This window comes from Chryseobacterium sp. 27AL (assembly GCF_057815395.1).
Genome location: NZ_JBYRIW010000001.1, coordinates 673,004 through 697,513, shown reverse-complemented (window position 1 = coordinate 697,513; position 24,510 = coordinate 673,004). Strand labels below are relative to the sequence as shown.

The following is a 24,510-nucleotide window of genomic DNA, read 5'->3' as shown; positions in this document are numbered from 1 at the left end:
CTACTTAATATTCTACGTATATTTTTAACATTAAAAATTTAAGCAAACTCAAAATATAAAAGTTAAGAAATCAAATACATTGATTTTTATTAAGATGCATTAAGTAAATCCTTTAAAACTAAATTTCTTAATGTTAAAATATAGGTAAAAATTAGGCCCTTTTAAAACAGGCTCTTATGAGAATTTTTATTAATTTTAAAACCCAAAATCACATTCATGATTAAATGATCCGTTTCTATACTATCTTTTTAATGAAGGAGGAGATTTGGGGAAGATTTAATTCAGATTTTTAATTCAAATAAAAACATAATATGCTTAATAAACTTGCTGCTTCAGAACTTGTTCTGAACGATGACGGAAGTGTTTATCATCTTAATCTTTTACCTGAAGATATTGCTGAAAAGATCATTCTTGTAGGAGATCCGGACCGCGTTGCGAAGGTTTCAAAATATTTTGACACGGTTGAAATCCGTAAAAACAAAAGAGAATTTTACACGCATACAGGAAAATTACGTGGTGAAAGAATCACGGTAATGTCTACCGGAATCGGTACGGAGAATATTGATATTGTCATGAACGAGCTTGATGCTCTGGTGAATATCGATCTTAAACATAAAGAATTTAAAACCGAACATTCCAGCCTGCAACTGTTCAGAATGGGGACATGCGGAAGTGTAAATCCGGATGTTCAGGTAGATAATATGCTGGTCACGCAAAATGTGGTGGGACTGGATGGATTGATGAATTTTTATCAGGACTATAAATTTGAAAATGAGTTTTCAAAAAACTTTCTGGAAAAGTTTCCATATTCTACAATTAAGCCGATGCTTTATTTCTCAGAATGGTCTGAAGAACTGGGAAACCTGTATAAAGATGCCAGATATCACGGAAATACGGCAACCTTCCCGGGATTTTATGCTCCACAGGGAAGACAATTGCGTTTAAAATCTTTAGATGATCAGTTCCTGGAGACCTTAAATGATCTTGGTATTACCAATTTTGAAATGGAAACTTCCGCTATTTATGCTTTTTCAAAACTTTTAGGTCATAAAGCCATCACCGTAAACAATGTGATTGCTAACAGAAGACGCGGAGAATTCTCTGCCGATCATCATACTTCAGAGAAAAAGTTAATTGAATGGGTTTTAGAGAGAATCATTAAGTAGATTTTATATTTAATAGAAAATAATAACGAAAAGGATTTCAAATTTGAAATCCTTTTCCCATTAACAAAAAAACAAAAACAATTATATCGACAAATCCTCCTAAAATTCATTAATTGTTACATAAAAATGTGCGGAATTTAAACTCTCTGCGTTACCGGCTATATTTGTCAGATTAATAGTGATATTGGAAGTTGACGTTAATCTCGGATTTGATATTGAAAAGGTAGAATTTCCTGCAAAGTCATTCGCAGGTGTAACATTAATTGTAGCTTTTGTCGTGGAAGGAATAAATCCTGTTGGAATGGTAATATTCAAAGTTGTTGTTTTGCCTGCCGGAAGATTGTTGATTGAAACGCCTGGCCAGACTTCAAAACTGATCTGATTTTTTTGTACCGTTCCTAAATTTCCCAGCTTATACTGTCCATTAACATCCAGCTTTGCAGTAGTGTTGGGTGTGCTGGTACCAATACCAACATTAGCATTGTTATCTCCTATAACAATTGCATTGTATTGAGAGGTTGATGCATTATAACCTATTGCGGTAGAGTTCTGGCCCTGAGCTGTTGCCCCTGAACCTAAAGCGGTAGAATTCTGCCCTGAAGTTTTAGACTGAAAACCAACAGCAGTTTCGCCATTGGAAGTTGTCTGTGCTCCATGCCCTATCGCAAGAGACTGGTAGCCGCCAGCAGTTGTATTGTTGCCAATAGCTGTAGCTTCGTTATTATCTGCTTTCGCCGTATATCCTATAGCAGTTGCCTGATAAACTGCATTAGAATAATTACCGATAGCAACAGCGTTTTGCGATGCATTTGACGGGCTTCCGAAACCTATGGAATTATTAGCTCCCAGTCTTCCGGCAATCGCTGTGTTTACTTTAAAAATAAGATCATCATTAGTAGATGTTCCGAGTGATAAATTGGTATTTGCCCCACTATAAGTTCCTGCATTATTTCCTGAAGTACTCCAGCTTCCAGAACTGGGAGGTGCCGTAGTAACTGTAGCCATTTGATTCCATTGGGAGTTGTTCCAGAAATAAAATCCTGTTGCAGAAACACCGCCCAGCCCATTATTCCATATTAATAAACCATTGGCAGGTGATGGAATTGTGGTAACATCTGTTGTAGAAGTCAGTGCTACTCTCGGTATAAGAAGACCTTTGTTTACTGAAGTAATATCCAGCATTGCAGAAGATGCCGGATTTGCAGTACCTATTCCAACCTGAGCCTTAGTTAAATTTAATAATAAAAACATTGTACCGGTTAATAGTATCAAAAGTTTGGTTTGTTTTTTCATCTTTTTTCGTGTTTAATTTTTGGTTTGATTCACAAATATAAGAATTGCTGACACATAAAAATTAACTGTACTAAAAAAATTAGATAAAAACAGATTATTTTTTTATGAAAAATTTAACAGTGTACCATGATTTTAGGAATAGTTATTGTTAAATTATTATCATCACTAAAATATTTTTATTATGAATAATTCAGAATACAACAAAGCAGAAAATGCAGTAGATCATACTGAAAACTCTTTAAAAAACGCAGCCGATAATACGAAGTGGAAAGTTGAAGAACTTGCGGACAGAGCAAAAGATTATATCAACGAAAAAAGAGCTAATGATGAAGAGGCAAGACATGAAGACTGGCTGGACAGAGCAAAAAATAATGTATCAGACGCATGGGAAAATGTAAAAGATAAGGCGAATGATGCATGGGAAAAAACCAAAGATGCGGCAGAAGATGTGAAGGCAGAATGGAATAAAAAAACAAATTAAATTTCAGTCATATAAATATTTTCAAGAAAAACGGGGTCTTTTTAAAGAAGGCTCCGTTTTTTATTATGTACTAAACACAAATATTGCTACATTTGTACATTAATAAACATTAAAAAATATGTCATACGGTTTACTTAAAGGCAAAAAGGGAATTATATTTGGAGCCCTTAATGAACAATCGATCGCTTGGAAAGTGGCAGAAAGATGTCACGAAGAAGGCGCTGAATTTATCCTGTCTAATGCTCCTATTGCTTTACGAATGGGAGAACTAAACGGATTAGCAGAAAAAACGGGTTCTGAAGTAATCGGTGCAGATGCAACTTCTTTAGAAGATCTTGAAAAGCTTTTTGATGCTGCTGTTGCAAAATTTGGTAAAATCGATTTCATTCTTCATTCTATCGGAATGTCTATCAATGTAAGAAAAGGAAAACATTATACAGAAATGAACTACGACTGGTTGGAAAAAGGGTGGGATATTTCTGCCGTTTCTTTCCATAAAGTAATGCGTGTGGCGTGGGAAAAAGACTGTATGAATGAATGGGGAAGCATTCTTGCTTTAAGCTATATTGCTGCTCAAAGAACGTTCCCTGATTATAATGATATGTCTGATAACAAAGCTTATCTTGAAAGTATCGCAAGAACTTTCGGAGGCTATTGGGGTGAGAGAAAAGTGCGCGTAAATACGGTTTCTCAATCTCCTACTCCTACTACTGCCGGTAGCGGTGTGAAAGGATTCGGAGGTTTCCTGGGATATGCTGAAGATATGTCTCCTCTGGGAAATGCTACTGCTCTTGAGTGTGCAGATTACTGTGTCACTTTATTCTCTGATCTTACGAAGAAAGTAACGATGCAAAACCTTTTCCATGACGGAGGTTTCAGCAGCTCAGGTGTTACTCAAAGAGTAATCAGCAAATATGATTCTGAAAACAATTAAAAATTGTTCTTAAAATAATAAACCGGAATATTCTTCCGGTTTTTTTTGTGTTAAATGGAATGAAAATAATTTCGGCGGCATCTTCGATGCCGCCGAAACATTAAAAATAATGTTAATATGAAGTTTATAAAATTACGGTCTGTATAGAGTGTGCAGGTGCTGCCAGTTTTGCAGACATTCCTTCAATCCAGAGATTGGTGTCAATATCATCATCTGAATCATTCATGATGACCGTTACCAATTGTCCGTTCTCATTCATGAATGTGGTGGAAGTAAGCGCTACCCTGTTTGAGGAAGTTCCGATTCTTTGTGCATTAGGCTTAATGAATTTTGAGACGTGCCCTACATAATAATATTCATATGTATAGTGCAATTCGCCTGTCTTTGTATCGGCAATAATGGGTGCAAAGCAGAAATTTCCTACATGATTTGGTCCTCCGGTTTCATCGAGAAGAACATTCCAGTCGGTCCATAAAGCAGTGCCTTTATTAAAGTCATTCAGCATATTTCTTCCGTAAAGTTCTCCCAATTTTACATCATAAATTTTAGACATATCAAACTGTTCTTTACAGCCTTCTGTAAAAGCCAGAAATTTATCAGGGAAAGCTCTTTGGGTTTCAGCTAGATTATCAAAAAGCTGTGTTTTATTATTCCAGGTTTCATACCAGTGGTATCCTATTCCGGAAGCATATTTTGAAGTTTCAGGATCACTCAAAGTTGTGGTTGCTCTTTGATAAATCAGATCACGGTTGTGATCCCAAATCATTACTTTTTTATCTTTGAATCCGTTTTTCCAGAGTGTGGGGCCTAAATTATTTTTAAGAAAATCTCCTTCCTCTTCAGCCGTGTAGATACATGACTCCCAGGTCTGCGTTGCCATGGGTTCATTTTGAACTGTTAATCCCCATACATTTATTCCTCTTTTTTCGTATTCTTTTATGAATTTAACATAATAATCTGCCCAGGTCTGATAAAAAGCATTTTCAAGTCTTCCGCCTTTAAGCATACTTTTATTTGATTTCATCCAAGCAGGTGGACTCCAGGGTGAAAAATAAAATGTAAAATCTTTTCCTATTGTTTTCTGAGCCTCCTTAATCATGGGTATCTTATACTTCTCATCATGAGACACATTAAAGGTCTTCAAAGAAGTATCATTATCCTGCACATAAGTATATGAATCGCTTGAGAAATCACATGAATTCATATTGGTGCGCACCACAGTATAGCCCAATCCGTTTTTTCCGTAATAGGCATCGATGATTTCTTTCTGTTTATTTTTAGGAAGTTTATAGAATGTTTCTGCTGCTGCATCCGTAATAGCCCCACCTATACCGATTAATTTCTGGTATTTAAAATCCGGATCTACAAAAATACAGGCATCAATTTCTTTAGGTTGAGCCATTTTTTCAAACTTTACATTTCCTTTGTCAACCATTTTTTCATTGGTTTTAGAATGGGTAAGAAAAACTTTTGCTGTTTTCCCGGCATTCTTTTTCCAATAATTTTGTGCATTGGCGTTAAAAGCAATACCTATCACCAAGCAACTTACAATTAGCTTTTTCATTTATTTCTTCTTCTTTTTTCTATTCTTTTTATTGTAATTTATGTGGTCTAAATCTGAACCTTTCACCTTATTTATTTTGGTAAACCCGTACATAATCGATCTCAAACTTCTGAGGAAAGACAGTATCGTCGATTCCTTCTTTACCGCCCCATAATCCTCCTACGGCGAGGTTTAATATTATAAAATAAGGTTGGTCAAAAGGCCAGGCACCATAGGTTTTCTCCTTATTTTCATAAGTGAAAAATTTCTTATCATCAACATAAATATCGATCTTTTCAGGAGTCCAGTCTGCTTTGTAAACATGAAAGTTTTCACTGGCATCCTTCACGAATATTGTATCTGTTTTCTGAGTATTAATTTTATGGTTGTAATTTTTGGTATGCGCAGAAGCATGGATGAATCCCTGGTTATATCCCACATGTTCCATAATATCAAGTTCACCGTCATCTGGCCAGGTTTTCATTTTTTCACTCATCATCCAGATGGCTGGCCATGTGCCACGGCCTTTAGGTAATTTAGCTCTCACTTCAACAGTTCCGTATTCAAAAGAAAATTTACCTTTTGTAAGAAGTCTTGCTGAAGTGTATTTGCTTTCTTCCCAGTTTTCTTTTTTTGCTTCGATGATAAGGTTTCCTTTTTCCACTCTTGCGTTTTCGAGACGGTTTTTGGTATAAAACTGTAATTCTTCATTTCCAAATCCGTGACCTCCGATATCGTAATTCCATTTGGTGGAATCAGGTAATCCTTTATAATTAAACTCATCCGACCATATCAGTTTCTGGCCAGGATGTTTGTTAGCAGTGCAGTTTAATAAAGAGAAGGCAAGACTCCCTCCGATGATTACATTAAAAATATATTGAAGTTTAATTTTCATATTAAAGTTTTGTTAAAAACATCTGTCTTTTACCACCAAAAGCGGGTATTATCCCGCTCTTAGTAAAGTAAACTATTTATTATTTAGACCAATTAATTCTCTTTGTCTGGACTTCCTGTGAATTGGTTCCTACCATGATGTCGAAGTCTCCACTTTCCCAGTCGAAATTTAATTCATCATCATAAAATTTCAGATTTTCAGGTGTTAAAGTGAAATTTACTGTTTTGCTTTCCCCTTTTTTAATGAAAACTTTCTGAAAGCCTTTCAGTTCTTTCACCGGTCTTACCACTTTTCCGAACAAATCTCTTATGTATAGCTGAACCACCTCTTCCCCATCGTAGTTTCCGGTATTGGAAACTTTTACACTGATGTTTAAAGTCTGATTGCCTTTAAGATTCGTTGAACTTACATTCATATCCGAATAGGTAAATTTAGTGTAGCTCAGGCCATATCCAAAAGGGTATTTCGGATCATTGTCCAAATCAATATAAGCAGAAACATAATTTCTGTCTGTATTGTTCTTCGCTGGTCTGCCCGTGTTGTAATGATTGTAGTAAACAGGTATTTGCCCTTCTGTTCTTGGAAAACTCATAGGAAGTTTTCCTCCGGGATTCACTGTTCCGAAAAGGACATCTGCAATAGAATTGCCTGCTTCCGTACCCAGCCACCATGTATACATAATTGCCGGGATATTGTCTGCAGCCCAGTCAAAAACCAAAGGTCTTCCAGCATTGATCATTAAAACAATCGGCTTTCCTGTTTTTGCAATTTCTTTTAAAAGATCTTCCTGAACTCCGGAAAAATGGATGTTGCTTCTGCTTTTCGCTTCACCGCTCATTGCGTGACCTTCGCCTAAAGTCATAATGACAACATCTGCTTTCTTAGCCGTTTCCACAGCTTCTGCAAACATGGATCTGTCCTGATCATCAACATTCGCACCTTTTGCATACAGTAATGTTGAGTTTTTATCAAGTTGATTTTTAATCCCGTCAAATTGTGTTACAATTCTTTGATTATCATCTTTAAATGCAACCGACCAGAATCCGTGGTTGGCAGTAGTTTCTTTCCCGAAAGGGCCAATGAGGGCAACCGTTTTCGTTGATCTCGAAAGAGGCAGAATATTTTTTTCGTTCTTTAATAAAACAATACTTTTAGATCCGAATTCTCTGCCGAATTTTCGATTTTCATTATTATTGGTCTGCTCTTTTTGTCTTTTTTCGCTGCTGAAACGATAAGGATCATCAAATAATCCCATTTCGAATTTCTTAACCAAAATTCTTCTGGCAGCATCATCAATAAATTTAGGATCAACTTTTCCTTCCTGAACTAATTTTGGAAGTTCAGCCATATAGGCACGGCTTTCCATATCCATATCACTGCCTGCCGTAATTGCTTTTTCTGCAGCTTCTTTATTGTCTTTTACATATCCGTGGTTTACCATTTCGCCAATACTTCCCCAGTCAGAAACGACAAATCCTTTGAAGTTCCATTTCCCTTTTAATAAATCTCTTAAGATATACTTGTTGGCAGTTGCCGGTATTCCGTTGATATCGTTAAAAGAGTTCATGAAAGTTGCAACACCTGCTTCTGCTGCAGCCTTGAAAGGTGGTAAATAGGTTTCGTTTAATTGTCTTAAACTCATATCTACTGAATTGTAATCTCTGCCTCCAACAGCTGCTCCGTATGCTGCGAAATGCTTAGCACACGCCATGATGGCATCAAGATTTCCAAGTCCTTTTCCCTGAAAGCCACGAACTCTAGCCAGACCGATCTGTGTACCAAGATAAGTGTCTTCACCCGAGCCTTCCATTACTCTTCCCCATCTCGGATCTCTTGCGATGTCTACCATCGGTGCGAAAGTCCAGTGGATTCCGTAGGCTGAAGCTTCGGTGGCCGCAATTCTTTCAGATTTTTCGATTAATCCTAAATCCCAGCTTGCCGCCTGTCCAATATTTACGGGAAAGGTTGTTCTGTAACCATGAATAACGTCTAAACCAAATAATAATGGAATTTTTAATCTTGAGTTTAAAGCTAATTCCTGAAATTTCCTGGTTTCTTCTGCTCCCGCTACGTTGAGCATCGAGCCCACTTTCCCTTGTTTTATTTCATTTAATACATTCGCAGAGTTGGAATTTTGTGGTCCTGTGGCATATTCAAAACCACTGTATTGAACCAACTGTCCTACTTTTTCTTCCAACGTCATTTTCGACAACAATTCGGTAACCTTTTGATCGATGGTTTTTTGTCCGAATGCATTCATTCCAAACGCTGTCATTGCCAATAAGAAATAAGCTCTTTTCATTTATAATTTATTTTTGATTATCCGCTTTTTGCTGTTTAGTTAACACAAAGTTCGCAAAGATTCTTTTATTAACTGCTTGTTTTTAAAGTTTACAAAGATATTCTACTTAACAAAAGAACAAGAAGTTTTTATTCTTTACAAATTTCAGATAATCATATTTTAACTTAGAAAATATAAGTTGCTGTTGAACTTGCCGGAATCGTTACCGGAGCTGTTTTCTGATTATATTTAATATTAAATGCTTTATCCGTTGAATTGCCATTTTGAACGATCAATACAGTTTTTCCAGCCGGTGTTTTGAAAGCTACTGTTGAAAGATTATCTCCTTGTGTAGATTCAATTCTCTGTGAATTTGCCGGAACAAATTTTGAGGCATGAGCGATAATATAATAGGCCACATTTTTTTCATAGTTGCCAGATCCGTTGATGGTAACGGCTCCTTTACATTGTGTACATCCTCCCGGTGTATGAGGACCGAATGAAGCATCATTTGCCACATTCCACTCCAATGCTGTTCGGCTCCAGTTTCTCATAGACCCAATAATAATGTTTTTTGTGTGCCAATCCAAATCTCCTCCGAAATTTCCTGTAGAGCTTGTCCATTGTTCTGTAAAATACACATTCTTACTAGGAAATAAGTTGTGAACTGTACTTAAAGCCGAAATATCTCCCGCATATAAATGAAAGGCAGATCCGTCAACATATGGATTTGCACCGGAATCATTTAAAACAGCCAATGGATAAGCAGGATTGTCACAGTTGTGATCGTACGCAATAATTTTTGTAGTAATATTCGCAGCCTGAAAAGCCGGGCCCAGATTATTTTTGATGAAAGTTGCCTGCTGTGTGGCTGTCATATACATACTCGGGTTATTTCCCGGATGTAAAGGTTCATTTTGAGGTGTAACCGCATCAATTTTGATTCCCTGCGCCTGCATAGCCTGAATGTATTTTACGAAATATTGTGCATAGACACCATAAAATTCAGACTTTAGACTTCCTCCGATACTACTTCCGTTATCCTTCATCCAAACCGGTGGCGACCACGGTGTTGCTAATATTTTAATATTCGGATTGATTGCAAGAATATCTTTTAGCATCTGAATTACCGCCTGATCTTTCGTCAAACTAAATTGAGCTAATGTAGGATCTGTCTGTCCTGCCGGCATATCATCATAAGAGAAAACTTCACTGTTAAGGTCAGAAGCTCCGATACTTATTCTCAGATAACTGACACCAATACCTGAACTGCTGAATAGATCGTTAAGTAATTCTTGCTTTTTGGCAGCGCTTAACTGATTAATTACCTGCACACTTCCTCCGGTTAAAGTATATCCGAATCCATCAATCGTCTGGAAAACCTGTGAAGCATTCACTTCAATAGATGTTCCTGAAGCGGAATTTCCGGAAAAATATGCCGTATTCTGTTGCTGCAATTTTATTGACTGATCTCCTTTCGTGACCCAAACCTGTACAGGATCGCCGGAAGTATTTCCACCTCCGTTACTTCCTGAATTATCATTATTATTATTTGCCAGATCAGAAGATGTACTGCTACAGTTTAAAAAAGAAAGAAGCGCTACACCGCAAAGTGCAGCACTTCTAAGTACGAAACTATATGAATATTGTGAATATTGTAATTTCATTAATTTAATTTAGGTTGATTAAGTAGTTTTTCTTATTTCAACTTTATCAACACTTAAGCTGTTGACTGTTTTTCCACCGCATTTAATTACTAAATAGACGGTTCCAGTAGTCGTTGCAGTATAAATACCACTGTTCTTACCAGCATTACAACCTATTGCAGAAACTTTCCCTCCAAATGCCGTTTTACCACAGCCATCCCAAGTATTAATATTTCTGTATACACTACCGCTTAAATCATTACCTGGTGCTGGTAAACTGTTTAACATGTACACTTCAAACCACGTATCTTCCAAGCCTGTTGCAGACGAAGCAACCATATCTATAGCATATTTTTGTCCTGCTACAACATTTACAGCCTGATAAAAAGCTTGTTGATTACTATTTGAAGCAACGATTGTAGCTTTTCCATTGGCAAAAACCCATTGTGCACCAGTAGAACTTATTGGAAAAATAGTCCATTTTGAAACTTCATCAGGAGTATCAAATCTTCCACCCTGAATAATATTTCCCGCAACAGGATCTGAAGTAGGAACAACGATAGTTTGGCTTGTCATGCCACCAGACTGCCCACCAATGCCAACAGCACTATGCTGAATAACATATGTACCGGCATCCGGCAGGAAAATATCAATTTCATTTTTACCATTTGTAAATCCATCACCATCAATATTCCATTGAGAATTGATAAAACCAACATTATTATCATTCACTCTTTTTAAATGATAATGATTCTCACTTGTTTTAGTAATTGTAAACTTTGCATCTGCAGATTGCTGTGTCAATCCGTTTCCCTCTTCTACCGAATCAGGAGAACAAGCCGCTAGGAAAAAAGCAGCAGAACCTACTAAAAGACTTTTATTAATATATTTAGTTATCATACTTAATTTTTTTAATATCCAGGGTTTTGTTTGAGTTGTGTATTTGTAAGTTCGTTGAAAGGAATTGGTAAAATTTCATTCTTACCTGCTGTAAATCCTCGTGATCCTAGTACTGCAGGAGCGTCACCCCATCTTACCAAGTCAAACCATCTGTGACCTTCACCTGCTAATTCCCTTCTTCTCTCATCTTTGATCGCCTGCATAGAAACGGGAACGGAAGTAAGTCCAACTCTTGCCCTAACTGCATCTAATAGTGCCTGAGCCCTGGAGCCTGAGCCTCCAAGCGCCTCTGCTTCCATTAAATAAGTATCTGCTAAGCGTATTGCTATATAATTTTGACGGAAGTTTAGTTCAGCAGCCCCAGGTAGTGTGGAAACGTCAGTAGTTCGCGGTAAAAATTTATTCAGAAAATAACCAGTATCCTTATAAGCTGCTGAATAAGTAATCTTACCTTCTTGTACCAACTGTTTTGCATTAAATATAGTAGCATTCATACGTGGATCATTTTGCATAAAAGCAAATAAACTTTCTGTAATAGGATTGAATGACCATCCTGAATAAATTTTTGGCGCGTCATTTATAGCAGGAGGATCAAGTGCCTTTAAACTGTATGACCTAATTGCAGTCATAACACATATAGAATTTCCTTCATCTTTTCCTGTTCCCCAAAAACTCCAATCTGAATTTCCTTTATTCGTGCTCATTACTTCCAGAATTGACTCTGATGTAAATTTATTATCGATCTCCCATAGCTTACTATACTGTGAAACCAATGCATAACCATATTGGCTTGCAGCACCTCCAGGAGTTTCTCCGTTAACGAACCTCAATTGCGTTGCGGCATCACTGTACTTCTTATCATATAAGTAAATTTTACCTAAAATTGCACGAGCTGTCCCTTGTGTAATTCGGCCTTTTTGAGATTGAACAGCAGGAAGGTCATTAATTGCAGCCAATAAATCAGTCTCAATCTGAGTGTATACTTCAGCTTTTGGAGCCTGTGGAATATTATAATAGTCATCATTATATTTTACCGGTTTTAAAATCAATGGAACATTTCCGAACATTCTTACCAATTCAAAATAATATAATGCTCTTAAAGTCTTAGCTTCCGCAATAAACATTTTTCTTGTATTATCATCCATGCTTGCATTAGGAATTCTTTCCAATAAAAGATTAGCCCTAGCAATTCCCTGATAGTAATCTCTCCAATAACTTGCTGGCATAATGATCGGATTTATGCTGTAGTTAGCAAATCCTTGAATGCCGGCCCCATCAGTTGAACTTCCCCCTCCTGAATAACAGTCATCGGAAGCTGCATTGAAAAATGTTACCATGTTTTCAAATCCTCCGGAATATTTTCTTAAAAGATCATAGGTAGCAACTAAACCTGCATATGATTGTTCTTCGTTTTTAAAGAAATTTTCAGTATCGAAAGTTCCTGTGTTTTGTACATCTTCTAAGTTACTATTATTACAGGATACAGATCCAAAGCTGATCCCTGCTAATAATAAAACAGCAACATTTTTATATATAAATCTTTTATTTTTCATTTTTCTTATAAATTAAAATTGAATGTTAGCACCAAAAAGGAAAGTTCTTGCCTGAGGATAGTATGCTCGGTCAATACCAAATGTATCTCCTCCTGCAATTTCAGGATCAAAGCCCGTATATTTTGTAAAGGTCACCAAGTTTTCTCCTGTTACATAAAACCTTACTTTACTTGCTCCAAATGCTTTAGTGATATCTTTAGGTAATGTATATCCTAATGAAACAAGTTTTAAACGCAAATAACTTCCGTCTTGTAAATAATAATCTGACATTCTTGTAAAGTTTTGGTTAGGATCCGCCACGGTTACTCTTGGAGTAGAGTCGGATGTTCCTTCACCAACCCAACGATCAAGTATTGCAGTCTGATAATTCGCATTTGCAATATCAAGCCTTCTAAGTCCTTGGAAAATTTTATTTCCTGCCTGGCCCTGAGCAAATACCATTAAATCAAAATTCTTATAATTTAAGTTTAAAGTAAATCCAAAAGTATATTTTGGAACTGAGTTGCCTAGGTATACGTAATCATTTTCATCAATTTTTCCATCTCCGTTTGCATCCAGTCTTTTAAAGTCTCCTGGCTTAGCATTTGGTTGAATAAGTGCTCCGTTTGAATTTCTATAAGCATCAATTTCAGCCTGATTTTGGAAAATTCCTAAATTTTGGAATCCAAAGAAAGATCCGTAAGGACTTCCAACCTGAAGTCTTGATACATTACCCATTGATTGAAATGAAGCAAAGTTTTCATAAACTTTATTATCTTCTAGTCTTGTAATTTCATTTTTCAAATATCCGAAGTTTCCATTGGCAGAAATTCCAAAATCACCAAAGTTTTTCTTATATCCTAAGCTAACTTCAATCCCATCATTGTTCATATCTCCGATATTTCTCCATGGATTATTTATTAATCCTAGATATCCTGGAATATTAATTCTTCTTAAAATATCAGATGTTTTTTTTCTATAAACATCAACGGTTAAGTCGAAGTTTTTGAATAGTTTTAGGTCTGCTGCAATATTAAGCTGAGATGTTCTTTCCCATTTTAAATCAGGATTTTCGAGAGTACTTGGCGCATATCCAATTCTGATAATGTTATCACCAAATGCATAATTACTTCCCGGAACTAAGAAATTAGCAAATTGAAAATCATCAATTGCATCATTTCCTAAAACTCCATAACCTCCTCTCAGTTTTAAACTGTTTACGATATTATTTTGTGGCCAAAAGTTTTCATTAGAAACATTCCAACCTAAAGAGAACGCTGGGAAATTACCCCAATGGTGAGCTTTAGCAAATTTTGAAGATCCATCTCTACGCATTGTTCCAGTGAAAAGATACTTGTTTTCATAATCGTAAACTACTCTTGCAAAATAAGAAGTCTTATGTGTTTCTTTGCCATCCCAGGCAGCTGTACTTCTGTCACTCTGCGGAATATCAAAGTTAAATGAAGCATCTTGCCAGTTATTTACAGGTAGATTAGTATAAGTAACATTTTGTCCAGAAGAAATATTATACTCATAATATCCTTGTCCCAATAATACACTTAGATTATGGCCTCCAAATTTATTTTGATAAGTTAGTGTATTTTCCGTGCTCCATTCAAATTTCTTTTCATTTTGCCTGAATAAACTGTTGAAAGTATCATTTTTATAAGAAGGGCTCAAATAAAATAATGGAGTGAAACCTTGTTGTCCCCAATAAGAAAGTTTTCCGTTGGCCGTAGTTTTAAAATTAAAATGATCTAAAAATTTTAAATCTGCAAAAACATTACCTACAAAATCATCTCCCCAGTTATACCTTCCTAGTTGTGTTTGCTGAAAAGCCAGTGGGTTTGACATTTCCTGATTTACATAATGGGAAATTCCGAAAGGCAATCCTGTATCTGGATCTCTAACAATGTATTGGTTTGTATAATCTCCAGGAAAGGGCTGTTGTGATATACTATTTACAAGAAGAGGAGTTATAGGATCTAAATTGATCGCAGAACTTAAAGGCCCACCGAATTCACCGTTTGCATTGATCCCTGCTGATTTTTTATGTGTATAGGCAAATGTTTGTCCAATTGTAAGAAAATCAAAAACTTTGTGAGTTGAATTAAATCTTGCATTAATTCTCTTATAATTTGATATATCTCTTAGAACAATACCTTCTTGATCGTAATAACCAAATGAAGTAAAGAATGTAGATTTATCACTACCACCGCTAATACTAAATTCATGAGATTGTCTTTGAGCACTATTAAAAATCGTCTTTTGCCAATCAGTTCCTGTTCCTAAACCCGAAACATTTGAAAAAAGTGGTGAACCACCATCATTGACATATGCCTCATTAATAATTGTTGCGTATTGCGTTGCGTTCAAAAGATCTAGCTTTCTAGCAGCAGATCCAACACCAAAGAAGCCATTATAGTTAAGATTTAATCTTCCTTTTGATCCTTTTTTAGTTGTAATCAAAATTACACCTTTTGCAGCAGCAACTCCGTAGATTGCAGCAGAAGCACCATCTTTCAGAATTTCCATATTTTCAATATCAGCCTGATTCAACCATTCGATATTGTCTACCACAATTCCGTCTACTACCCAAAGAGGATCATTACTACCAGCACCAAAACTCGTGATACCACGAACCCTTACTGTTGCTGCAGATCCAGGTTGTCCGGAATTTGAGATTACAGAGACCCCTGCAGCCCTACCTTGTAGAACTTGTTCAGGTCTTCCCATTGGGACATCCTCCAAATCGGAAGCTTTAATACTTGAAATCGCACCCGTCACGTTACTCTTCTTTTGAGTGCCGTAACCGATCATTACCACTTCCTCTATTTTCTGCTCTTTCGGAAGGGTGTCATTCTTTGTGTTCTGGGCATTGAAATTTGCAGTAAAATAGAGCACTGCAACCATCCCTAAACTTCTAGATATTCTTACATTCATATACAGTTAGTTTTTTAATTCTCAAATTGAGACAATAAAAATATATTTTTTTTCTTTTATTTAACATTTTATTAATAATTATTTTAATTTTTCGTTTATTTTTGGGGGTTTAAAGGCATAATTTTTATCTTTAAAACTGCAAATTTTCCTTAAAATTTAATGATAAGAGTCCCCAAAATGATAAGCAAACATTCCAAAATATCACTTCCTTTGAAGCTTACTTTCCTGATTTTTTCAATCGTGCTCAACTGTATGGGCATCGTGATTCTGCAGCTTTCGGAGGCAAAAGTTACGTATGAGAAGCTTGGATTTCTGGAATCATTTAAAGATCTTCCAATTGCTATTATTTCACTTTTTGCAGTAAACTTTATCAGCAGATTCGGAACAAAAAAGTCACTTATACTCGCTTTAACAATTGTTGGGATTTGTTCACTTATTTTACCCTTTGTAGAAGTTTTCTGGTTTTATAAATTATGGTTTGCCATTATCGGAACCTGTTTCGCCATAGGAAAAATATGTGTTTTCGGGATTATCCGGAACAATATTTCAGAAGAAAAATCCCTGGCAAAAACAATGAACAGCGTCGAAGCATCCTTTATGATAGGTATTTTTTTGGTTAATATAGGTTTCGGATGGCTGATTTCGAGTCAGTTTTCCCAATTCTGGAAATTTGGTTTTTTATCTGTTTCGATATTATCTGCCATTGCGATTTTTTTGTTTTTAAAACTTTCGATAGCAGAACCGGCAAAGATTGAAAAAGAAAATATTATAAAAGATCTTTCAGCATTATTCAATCCGTTATTGATCATTTTTTTAGCGATCATCTTTTCAATCGTTTTTCTTGAACAGAGCTTTAATTCCTGGCTGCCGTCCTTTTATAAAAAACACTTGAAAGTAAATTCATTTTTTGCACTACAGGCTTCTTCTTTTCTGGCATTGTTTTCATATATAGGAAGAACGGTCACCGCAAATATTATTCATCGGTTTTCATTATCAAAATATTACACTTTTTGTATATCGTTAATTGTAATAGTTTTGTTAATTATCATCGGGATACAGTTTGTAGACACGCAGGATTCAAAAACGCTGTTATTTTTATTTCCGGTAATCGGATTGTTTTTATCGCCACTCTACCCTGTTATTAATTCTAAAATGATTGCTAAAATTGATAAATCTAAAGCCAATCTCTTTACTTCCCTTATTGTTATTTTCTCTTCGCTGGGCAGTTCCGTAAGTTCAATTATGATGGCGGCTTTATTTGGAAACCAATTATTAAATTTTTATCCTTTGTACATTTTATCTGCTGTCATTGTGATTTTTATAATTAGTTTAATTTATTTTAGATTTGCAGATAAAAGAATTTAGAAAATAATTTTATTTTTACTCCATGAAAATTAATACCGAAAAAAACAAGGAAACACTTCAGGAACTCATTGATACAAAAGACTTTGTAGCACATGTATCTGTAGACTGCACTATATTCGGTTTTCATAATAACATTCTGAAAGTCCTGCTTTTAAAGTACCACGATCTGAATTTATGGTCACTTCCCGGCGGATTTGTATTTAATGATGAAGATCTTCGTGAGGCGGCAGCACGTGTCTTATATGAAAGAACGCACCTTAAAGACATCTTTTTAAAACAATTTCATACATTTGGCAGAATAGACAGAACGGAAAATAATGTTCATCAGATCCTGTTAAAAAATAAAGGCATTGAAGTCCCGAAAGACCACTGGATCTTCCAGAGATTCATTACGGTAGGGTATTGCAGTCTTATTGATTTTTCAATTGCCAATACTTTTCCTGATGCTTTTAATGAAACCTGTGAATGGTTTGAAGTAGGAAAATTACCACAAATGGCCTTTGACCATGACAGGATTATTGAAACCGGTCTGGAATATTTAAGAATGAACATCAATACAGAAGTTGCAGCAAGCAATCTTCTCCCTGAAAAGTTTACGATGAAAGATCTTCAGTGTCTCTATGAGACGATTTTAGGTGAAAAATTCCGAAGAAATAACTTCCAGCGTAAAATACTTAGCTTAAATATATTAGACCGACTTGAGAAGCTCTATGACGGCTCTGCCAATAAGGCTCCCTATCTGTATAAGTTTAAAAACAGAATTTATAATCCTACCAACCAATACCCTATTTCCAACGAAGCTGCGGAAAACTGATTTTTAACCAAATGATTAAGTTTTGTATTTAAAATACTAAAAATCAACGAATAAACGACATTGAAAAAAAATTTTTCTGAATACCCTAAAAGTCTTATTTTTAGGAAAATTAAAATATAATGTCATATTATTCCCTTACAAGCATTCCCGATTATTACGGGATTGATTCTTTACTTACCGAAGAACATAAACTTATACGACAGTCAGTAAGAGACTGGGTAGAAAGTTTTGTAATGCCTCAGATAGATCATGCTGCACAAAACCATACCGATATTCCTAATTTAATGAAAGAATTGGGACAAATCGGAGCTCTTGGTCCTTACATTCCTGTTGAATACGGAGGTTCCGGGCTTGATCAGATTTCCTACGGATTAATCATGCAGGAGCTTGAAAGAGGTGACTCTGCAGTGCGCTCTGCTGCTTCTGTACAAAGCTCTTTGGTAATGTTTCCCATTAATGAATTTGGTTCTGAAGAACAAAAAAGAAAATATTTGCCTAAACTGGCTGCCGGAGAAATGATCGGTTCTTTCGGCCTTACCGAGCCTAATCACGGGTCAGACCCCGGTTCTATGGAAACGAATTTCAAAGATATGGGAGATCATTATCTTTTAAATGGTGCCAAAATGTGGATCACCAATTCGCCACTTTGCGACATCGCAGTAGTCTGGGCTAAAAATGAAGAAGGTAAAGTGCAGGGACTTATCGTTGAAAGAGGAATGGAAGGCTTTACCACTCCTGAAACCCATAATAAATGGAGTCTAAGGGCTTCAAAAACAGGGGAATTGGTATTTAATAATGTAAAAGTGCCTAAAGAAAATCTGCTTCCTGGTGTTACAGGTCTTAAAGGTCCTTTATCTTGTTTAAATTCAGCGAGATATGGAATTTCCTGGGGTGTAATCGGAGCTGCTATTGATTGCTATTGTACAGCAGTTCAATATGCTAAAGAAAGAAAACAGTTCGGAAAACCAATCGGGTCTTATCAGCTTCAACAGAAAAAACTGGCAGAATTCTTAACAGAAATCACTAAAGCCCAGTTACTTTGCTTACAGTTAGGTAATCTTAAAAATGATCATAAAGCAACACCGGCACAAATTTCTATGGCCAAAAGGAACAATGTGAAAATGGCGATTGATATTGCCAGAGAATCCCGACAAATCCTTGGTGGAATGGGAATCATGGGCGAATTCCCGATGATGAGACACGCGGCTAATCTTGAGTCCGTTATCACTTATGAAGGGACGCATGACGTTCATTTATTGATTACTGGTCTTGATATTACTGGAATAAATGCATTTTAAATTATAGAACGGTGATTCGAGATACTCATTCACTGTAACTTTCTATAAGTCATATTATACACAAAAAAGGTGGCTGAGGACTTCGAAGTCACCTTTTTAATTGGAATATGCTTTAATCTCCTCTACAAAATTAATATCCGGATTCAGGATTTCTTCAATCAAACTTTTAACAGATTTCATGGCATCCTCGATATTTCCTTTTTCAAACTGTAACGAAACAACGCCTTTTTTTGCTTCGGCAAAACTCCATATTCCCGTTTCAACAGGCATGCCCCAGAATTCGGGTAAGTTTTCGACCACATATTGATAAATACAAAGCTGTAAAGCTTGTTTTCTATCACTGTTATGAAAATATTCGTCGACTTTATCTTCATCAATTTTCACAACAAGATTTTTTATTTTTGCCGTTTTATAATCAATAATTCTTAGTGTTCCGTTCAGTCTGTCAATTCTGTCAATAAATCCGAAAAAAGAAATTTTATCTGTTTCATTTAAATAAAAATCTACTCCTTCAAAACGCTTTTCGATATCAATAATCTCTAATGTATTGCCTGCTTTTACCAATTCTAAATCATGAGTAAGAATTGTTTCAATCACTTTTTTAGCTATCGCTTTATGAATGAAATTCATCCCTTTATCGTAAAATTCTGGTTGGTGTTTTAATTTGTCAATAGCGATTTCAATATATTGATCTATAGCTTTAATTGAGTTTTTTAAATCATTCTCTTTTAAAACCTTACCTTTTAACGATTCATAAACTTCTTGAAGTGAATAATGAACCAAATTTCCATAATTTCTGACAGAAAGTTCTTCCTCAATTTCATCAGTTTCTGAAGTATTCAATATCTTGGAAAGATAAAAATCAATCGGATTATAAAGATAGCTTGTAAGATGTGAAGCCGAAACTTTTGATTTCCATTTTTCAAGTCTTTCTAAAACAATTTCTGTTTTCTTAATTTCGATTGGCTGCGTAATGATTGGTTCTGACGAATTTTCAATGATCAGGTGCTCAATTTGATGTGAGCTTTCCATTTCGATCTGGGTAATAAATCTGCTTTTTTCCCCTGTATTAACTCCTGAACTCAACGCATTAAACAACAAGTGAACATTCTTAGAATCCTGGATTAGACGGTAAAAATGATATGCGTATATGCTGTCATTTTCTAAAAAAGTATGAAGATCAAAAAACTTCCGTACATCAAAAGGAATATAAGTATTCTGCGAATTTCCCAACGGAAGCTTTCCTTCATTCACAGATAATAAAATGACATTTTCAAAATTCAGAAGACGCGTTTCTAAAAGCCCCATAATTTGAAGTCCTCTTAAAGGCTCGCCCTGAAAATCAATACTTTCAGAATTGATATGCTGATTAATAAGAATTTCCAGCGTTTCCATCCTGATCTCAAACTGATACGGAGCTAGCTGGTTTTTAATGATCCTGAACGCATTTTCGAAATGAGATACATTTTCATATTGAATATCATCAATTTCAAGCCATTTTATCTGCCTGCAAAATGCAATCAGTGCATCTAAATAGTCATTAGTTGAAACAGCTTTTTTAAGCAGATTAAAGTAAGAAAGTTTGTTTAAAAGCTCATTCATAAGCTTTTTAGAGATATAAACTATATTTCTTTCTTCAATTTTAGTTTTAAAATTATTGATAATCAGCTCATCCTCAGTAGATTTCGGAAGCTCTTCAAGGATAGGAAAAATATCTCGGTAGTAATAGGATGATTTGTTTTTCTCCAGTTGTTTCTGAAGATAAAAAAGCTGTTTGACAGCATTTGAAAAGGAAAGATTTTTCAATGGAAAACCCATTGTAATATTCAGATTCTGAATTCCATACATGACATCTAGACTTGCAGGAAGCAAATTTTCGTCCAATAAAACAACGGCTGTATTCGAATATGTTTTATTCTCGATCTCTTTAAAAATTTCCGGTAAAATTTTCGTCTGGGTAATATTTCCTGAAACTTCGTAGACTTTTATATTTTTAGGCTGCTTAAAATCGTCTTCAATCCAATTGAAAAGACGGCTGTCATTAAATTCTTTCCAGGTTTTATGATTTCTGAGAAATTTTCCTGCTTCCTGCCTTTCATCATCAAAATAGTATCGGTCGGCCTGGAAAAAACACTGTCCTTTATTCCATTGTAAAAGGGTTCTTAGCAGCTTTTCTTCTACTGGAGTAAAGGCATTGAATCCACAGAAAACGAATTGTTCTTTTGTATTTTTGGCAAATTCTTCAATTCTTTTTTTCGCTGTTTCATGAATCATTCCTGAAGTTCCCCACTCTTTTTCCTGCAGTTTTTTCTTCAATACCGGAAGAAAAACATTCATATTTTTCCAGAAATTAAGGAATTTTTTTCTCGGCACATCATCGTTTTCTCCAAGATTTTGTGCCCAGTCTTTGATCCTTTCTTCATCAAACATATATTGCAGAACAGCCTGATCATTTTCCGAAAATTTCATCATGTCATCCCAATCTTTCTGCAAGGTAGGGAACCACTTCAAGAATTCAGAAAAATCATCATTTGGGATAAGGTTCAGACTTTTATAGACATCAAAAGCAAAAAGCCACAATGAAATCCCCTGAATTTCCTGTTTATCTGCAATCCGGTGAATTAATTCCTCAACTGTAAGAAAATCAGGAAGAAAGCCCGAATAATTTCTTTCTTTTAAAATCTCACGGATAAAAACAATTGGTCTTTTTCCGGGTAGAACGATACTGAACCCTGAAAGATCAGTGTTTTGGGCAAGAAGTTCATCAATAATTTTGTTCAGGAATTTCAAGACGATTAATAGCTTTTATATTTTTCCAATCCTTCAGCAATAATACGATTATATTCCGACTGTTTATCTTCCAGCATTCCATTTTTTGTTTCGCTGTCATATGTCCTTTGAAAATCCTGGTATTCTTTTAGATTTTTGTTATAAATCGCTTTAAAATATTTATCAAAATCTGAAGACGTTTTTATTTTTTCAGCCACTTCCTTACGAAGCTTTCGGGCGTATAGTTCAGCAACATCAAAATGCTTTTGCTCGTGAAGAAGCACATAGTCATTGATTCTTTTTACATCTTTCCAAGACTTATCTTCATTAAAAACAGTCTGAATTTCTATTTTGACCGGTGCTTTGGGATTGGAAGATTTTACATAAGAATAAATCCATCCGCAATTGGTATAAGCTACAACATTGGCACCCCGCTGGTTGTTTATTTTGCTTTTGAAGTTACTCCAGTTTAACTTCACATTTTCTGCCCAGTATATTTTCTGTCCGAATACAATATTGGAAATCAGAAAACAGGCTAAAAAAATCCATTTCATTTGTTTCTATTCAACTACAATTGTCCTGGTGATCCAATTGTTGCCACCATTCCAGAATTTAAAAGTATAAGTACCAACCTGTTGCGGACTAAAATTTATCTGGTTGGCAGAGGTATAACCTGCCTGTGTACAAGGTCCGCTGGTGGTGTATTTGTATGATGTAACCGTTCTGGTCAAATTATCATTCCGGACATAATCATACCCGTAAAAACCCTCACAGTGAGACGGATAGGTAGAATACGTCCTGATGCTCTGAATACTGAAAACATCCATCGTATCCTTAACAATCTTTACAGTGTCAATTTTGATTTTATCAATCGATTCAATGGTTTGGTAATCATCGTCATTACATGAAATAAAAAATAATCCTAAAAAAAATGCAGAAAAACCAAAACGGAAAAAATTTTTCATAACTACAAAATTTTGATTATTACAATATTTTCATCAAATGGTATTCCTTAAATGCTAAGTTAAGAATTAAAATTTCCTTTTGATACATAAACCACTTTTTTAGTATCAAAAAATTCTTCATCAAAATAGTTTTTAAGGTTAAAAATTTCACATTTGAGTCCGGCAAGTTCTTCAGCAAGATCACCGCCTTTTAAATATAAAATTCCGTTATGCTTGGCATTAAACTGATCTTTTTCAAATTTACCTTTCAGCCATCTCAGAAATTCCGGCATTTGTGTCACCGCACGGCTTACTACAAAATGAAATTTCTCTTTCAGCTTTTCGGCCCTCCCGTGAATCGCTGTAACATTCTGCAATCCGGCTCCTTCGGCAACTGCTTTTACAACATTTATCTTTTTCCCGATAGAATCAATCAAAGTAAATTCTGTTTCAGGAAATAAAATCGCCAATGGAATCCCCGGAAAACCGCCTCCTGTTCCGATATCCAAAACCCTTGTTCCGGGAGCAAATTCCATCACTTTCGCGATTCCGAGAGAGTGCAGGATATGCTTTTCATACAGAGATTCCATATCTTTCCTTGAAATTACGTTGATTTTTTCATTCCATTCATGGTATAAATCTTCCAGTTTCTGGAACTGCTCGATCTGTTTTTCTGTAAGATCCGGAAAGTATTTTAGTAGTAACGTTGTAGACATGTGAAATATTATAGAAAGCAAAAATAAGTTTTTATCGGCTTAATTCAAATTCAAAAAAAATAAGATTGCTCCATACTGTTGTTTTTAGTTTCTTTCAATATAATTATTCGTTCTTTTTAAACGCAGAAGAATTTTTTCATCTAACTTGCCTGACTTCATTTCATCGATTCCAATCCTTACAAAATAACCATCCTTTACCTGAATATCTGCTTTTCCTGTCTGCTTGTTAATACTCAGGCTTTCAATATCGTCTGTGGTAAAAGTAAAACTACCCATCGTCTTTTTATAATCAGCAAAAGTCATTTCTTTGGTAGATTTCGGCAAAAGTGAAAATATTTCATTGATCTTTTTGATTTGAATTAAATTAAAAACATGATCATTTTCTGAATCTTTAATGCTCACGATAAGTCCCGGAAGTCCGGAAAACTTGTACGGTCCGTCATTTACAGGATAATCTTTGCTGAACCAGGCTTCCCAGCTTCTTCCTTTAAAGTTTGTGGTGGCTTTTTGACAGTCAATATTATTGATCTTTAAAAATTCTTTCTCAATTTTCCATTCAGGAATTTCACGTTCGCGAATCAGCAGGTTGACAGTCTTGAATTTATCATAGAATTTTACAGTCTTCGCAACATAATCTTTTTCAACAATATAGCTGAGATTTTGGTCGTAATTTTTAGACAAAAGCAAATCCTTGTAACTTTTTGTTGCAGCATACGTGGAATCTCTTTCATATTTTACGGCATTATAAAAGTATGACTCTTTACCATCGGTATCAAGATTCATAACATCGGTAATGATAGAATCTTTTTTGTTGACATCAGGCTTCATTCTGTATTCGTAGACGAAACGGTAATGCTGAGCAGAAACAAATGACATTATAAAAAGGAAAAAGAATTTGTACATGTTCAGGTATTTTATTTAAACCCATATTGGATAACTACAAACATAGTGATAAACTTTAAACTGAACAAAACCTTTTATTTCCTTCAA

General features: G+C 35.3%; 19 protein-coding genes. 6 read left to right on the top strand and 13 right to left on the bottom strand.

What is annotated here, in order from left to right:
* The first annotated feature begins 311 nt into the window (after nucleotides 1-311).
* Nucleotides 312-1,166, top strand: coding sequence for a nucleoside phosphorylase (locus AC3WV0_RS02935; RefSeq protein WP_488843847.1), 855 nt, complete (start codon nucleotides 312-314; stop codon nucleotides 1,164-1,166).
* A 99-nt stretch (nucleotides 1,167-1,265) separates the two neighbouring features.
* Here AC3WV0_RS02935 and AC3WV0_RS02930 read toward each other — a convergent pair whose 3' ends face one another.
* The gene (locus AC3WV0_RS02930) at nucleotides 1,266-2,459 is read right to left on the bottom strand and encodes a hypothetical protein (RefSeq protein ID WP_488843845.1); all 1,194 of its coding nucleotides are present in this window, start codon (nucleotides 2,457-2,459) and stop codon (nucleotides 1,266-1,268) included.
* Between the two features lie 181 nt (nucleotides 2,460-2,640).
* Here AC3WV0_RS02930 and AC3WV0_RS02925 point away from each other — a divergent pair, with 181 nt between their 5' ends.
* Both AC3WV0_RS02925 and AC3WV0_RS02920 read left to right on the top strand, forming a co-directional pair.
* Nucleotides 2,641-2,940 (top strand): hypothetical protein, encoded by a 300-nt coding sequence (locus AC3WV0_RS02925; RefSeq protein ID WP_488843844.1) that lies wholly within the window; start codon nucleotides 2,641-2,643, stop codon nucleotides 2,938-2,940.
* Nucleotides 2,941-3,058: 118 nt separating this feature from the next.
* Complete coding sequence (locus AC3WV0_RS02920; protein WP_488843842.1) at nucleotides 3,059-3,874, top strand: enoyl-ACP reductase FabI; 816 nt, start codon at nucleotides 3,059-3,061, stop codon at nucleotides 3,872-3,874.
* Nucleotides 3,875-3,998: 124 nt separating this feature from the next.
* Here the strand turns inward: AC3WV0_RS02920 and AC3WV0_RS02915 are convergent, their stop codons facing one another.
* From AC3WV0_RS02915 to AC3WV0_RS02885, 7 genes are all read right to left on the bottom strand, one after another.
* Nucleotides 3,999-5,438: a glycoside hydrolase family 30 protein gene (locus tag AC3WV0_RS02915; protein WP_488843841.1), complete on the bottom strand. Its 1,440-nt coding sequence runs from the start codon at nucleotides 5,436-5,438 to the stop codon at nucleotides 3,999-4,001.
* 67 nt (nucleotides 5,439-5,505) lie between these two features.
* On the bottom strand, nucleotides 5,506-6,312 hold the full coding sequence (locus tag AC3WV0_RS02910; protein WP_488843839.1) for a glycoside hydrolase family 16 protein: 807 nt from the start codon (nucleotides 6,310-6,312) through the stop codon (nucleotides 5,506-5,508).
* Nucleotides 6,313-6,391: 79 nt separating this feature from the next.
* Complete coding sequence (bglX, locus tag AC3WV0_RS02905; protein ID WP_488843837.1) at nucleotides 6,392-8,614, bottom strand: beta-glucosidase BglX; 2,223 nt, start codon at nucleotides 8,612-8,614, stop codon at nucleotides 6,392-6,394.
* 164 nt (nucleotides 8,615-8,778) lie between these two features.
* Complete coding sequence (locus tag AC3WV0_RS02900) at nucleotides 8,779-10,260, bottom strand: glycoside hydrolase family 30 protein (protein WP_488843835.1); 1,482 nt, start codon at nucleotides 10,258-10,260, stop codon at nucleotides 8,779-8,781.
* An 18-nt stretch (nucleotides 10,261-10,278) separates the two neighbouring features.
* Nucleotides 10,279-11,139 carry a hypothetical protein gene (locus AC3WV0_RS02895; protein ID WP_488843833.1) on the bottom strand — a complete coding sequence of 287 codons (861 nt, stop codon included), beginning with the start codon at nucleotides 11,137-11,139 and terminating at the stop codon, nucleotides 10,279-10,281.
* Nucleotides 11,140-11,150: 11 nt separating this feature from the next.
* Nucleotides 11,151-12,692, bottom strand: coding sequence for a RagB/SusD family nutrient uptake outer membrane protein (locus tag AC3WV0_RS02890; protein ID WP_488843831.1), 1,542 nt, complete (start codon nucleotides 12,690-12,692; stop codon nucleotides 11,151-11,153).
* A 12-nt stretch (nucleotides 12,693-12,704) separates the two neighbouring features.
* Nucleotides 12,705-15,614, bottom strand: a complete 2,910-nt coding sequence (locus tag AC3WV0_RS02885; protein WP_488843830.1) for a SusC/RagA family TonB-linked outer membrane protein — start codon at nucleotides 15,612-15,614, stop codon at nucleotides 12,705-12,707.
* Nucleotides 15,615-15,791: 177 nt separating this feature from the next.
* Between AC3WV0_RS02885 and AC3WV0_RS02880 the strand changes: the two genes are divergently transcribed.
* From AC3WV0_RS02880 to AC3WV0_RS02870, 3 genes are all read left to right on the top strand, one after another.
* A complete protein-coding gene (locus tag AC3WV0_RS02880; protein ID WP_488843828.1) occupies nucleotides 15,792-16,979 on the top strand; it encodes an MFS transporter in 1,188 nt (395 codons plus the stop codon).
* A gap of 22 nt (nucleotides 16,980-17,001) precedes the next feature.
* Nucleotides 17,002-17,793 (top strand): NUDIX hydrolase, encoded by a 792-nt coding sequence (locus AC3WV0_RS02875; RefSeq protein ID WP_488843827.1) that lies wholly within the window; start codon nucleotides 17,002-17,004, stop codon nucleotides 17,791-17,793.
* A 119-nt stretch (nucleotides 17,794-17,912) separates the two neighbouring features.
* Complete coding sequence (locus AC3WV0_RS02870; protein ID WP_312900926.1) at nucleotides 17,913-19,091, top strand: acyl-CoA dehydrogenase family protein; 1,179 nt, start codon at nucleotides 17,913-17,915, stop codon at nucleotides 19,089-19,091.
* A 96-nt stretch (nucleotides 19,092-19,187) separates the two neighbouring features.
* On the opposite strand, the gene AC3WV0_RS02865 is transcribed toward AC3WV0_RS02870, so the two are convergent.
* The 5 genes from AC3WV0_RS02865 to AC3WV0_RS02845 all read right to left on the bottom strand — a co-directional run bounded on the left by AC3WV0_RS02865 (nucleotide 19,188) and on the right by AC3WV0_RS02845 (nucleotide 24,423).
* On the bottom strand, nucleotides 19,188-21,881 hold the full coding sequence (locus AC3WV0_RS02865; RefSeq protein WP_488843825.1) for a PD-(D/E)XK nuclease family protein: 2,694 nt from the start codon (nucleotides 21,879-21,881) through the stop codon (nucleotides 19,188-19,190).
* A gap of 5 nt (nucleotides 21,882-21,886) precedes the next feature.
* Nucleotides 21,887-22,414: a DUF922 domain-containing protein gene (locus AC3WV0_RS02860; RefSeq protein WP_488843823.1), complete on the bottom strand. Its 528-nt coding sequence runs from the start codon at nucleotides 22,412-22,414 to the stop codon at nucleotides 21,887-21,889.
* A 6-nt stretch (nucleotides 22,415-22,420) separates the two neighbouring features.
* Nucleotides 22,421-22,825, bottom strand: coding sequence for a hypothetical protein (locus tag AC3WV0_RS02855; RefSeq protein WP_488843821.1), 405 nt, complete (start codon nucleotides 22,823-22,825; stop codon nucleotides 22,421-22,423).
* A gap of 59 nt (nucleotides 22,826-22,884) precedes the next feature.
* Nucleotides 22,885-23,520, bottom strand: a complete 636-nt coding sequence (gene rsmG / locus AC3WV0_RS02850) for a 16S rRNA (guanine(527)-N(7))-methyltransferase RsmG (RefSeq protein ID WP_488843819.1) — start codon at nucleotides 23,518-23,520, stop codon at nucleotides 22,885-22,887.
* Between the two features lie 84 nt (nucleotides 23,521-23,604).
* On the bottom strand, nucleotides 23,605-24,423 hold the full coding sequence (locus AC3WV0_RS02845) for a GLPGLI family protein (protein WP_488843817.1): 819 nt from the start codon (nucleotides 24,421-24,423) through the stop codon (nucleotides 23,605-23,607).
* Between the last annotated feature and the right edge of the window lie 87 nt (nucleotides 24,424-24,510).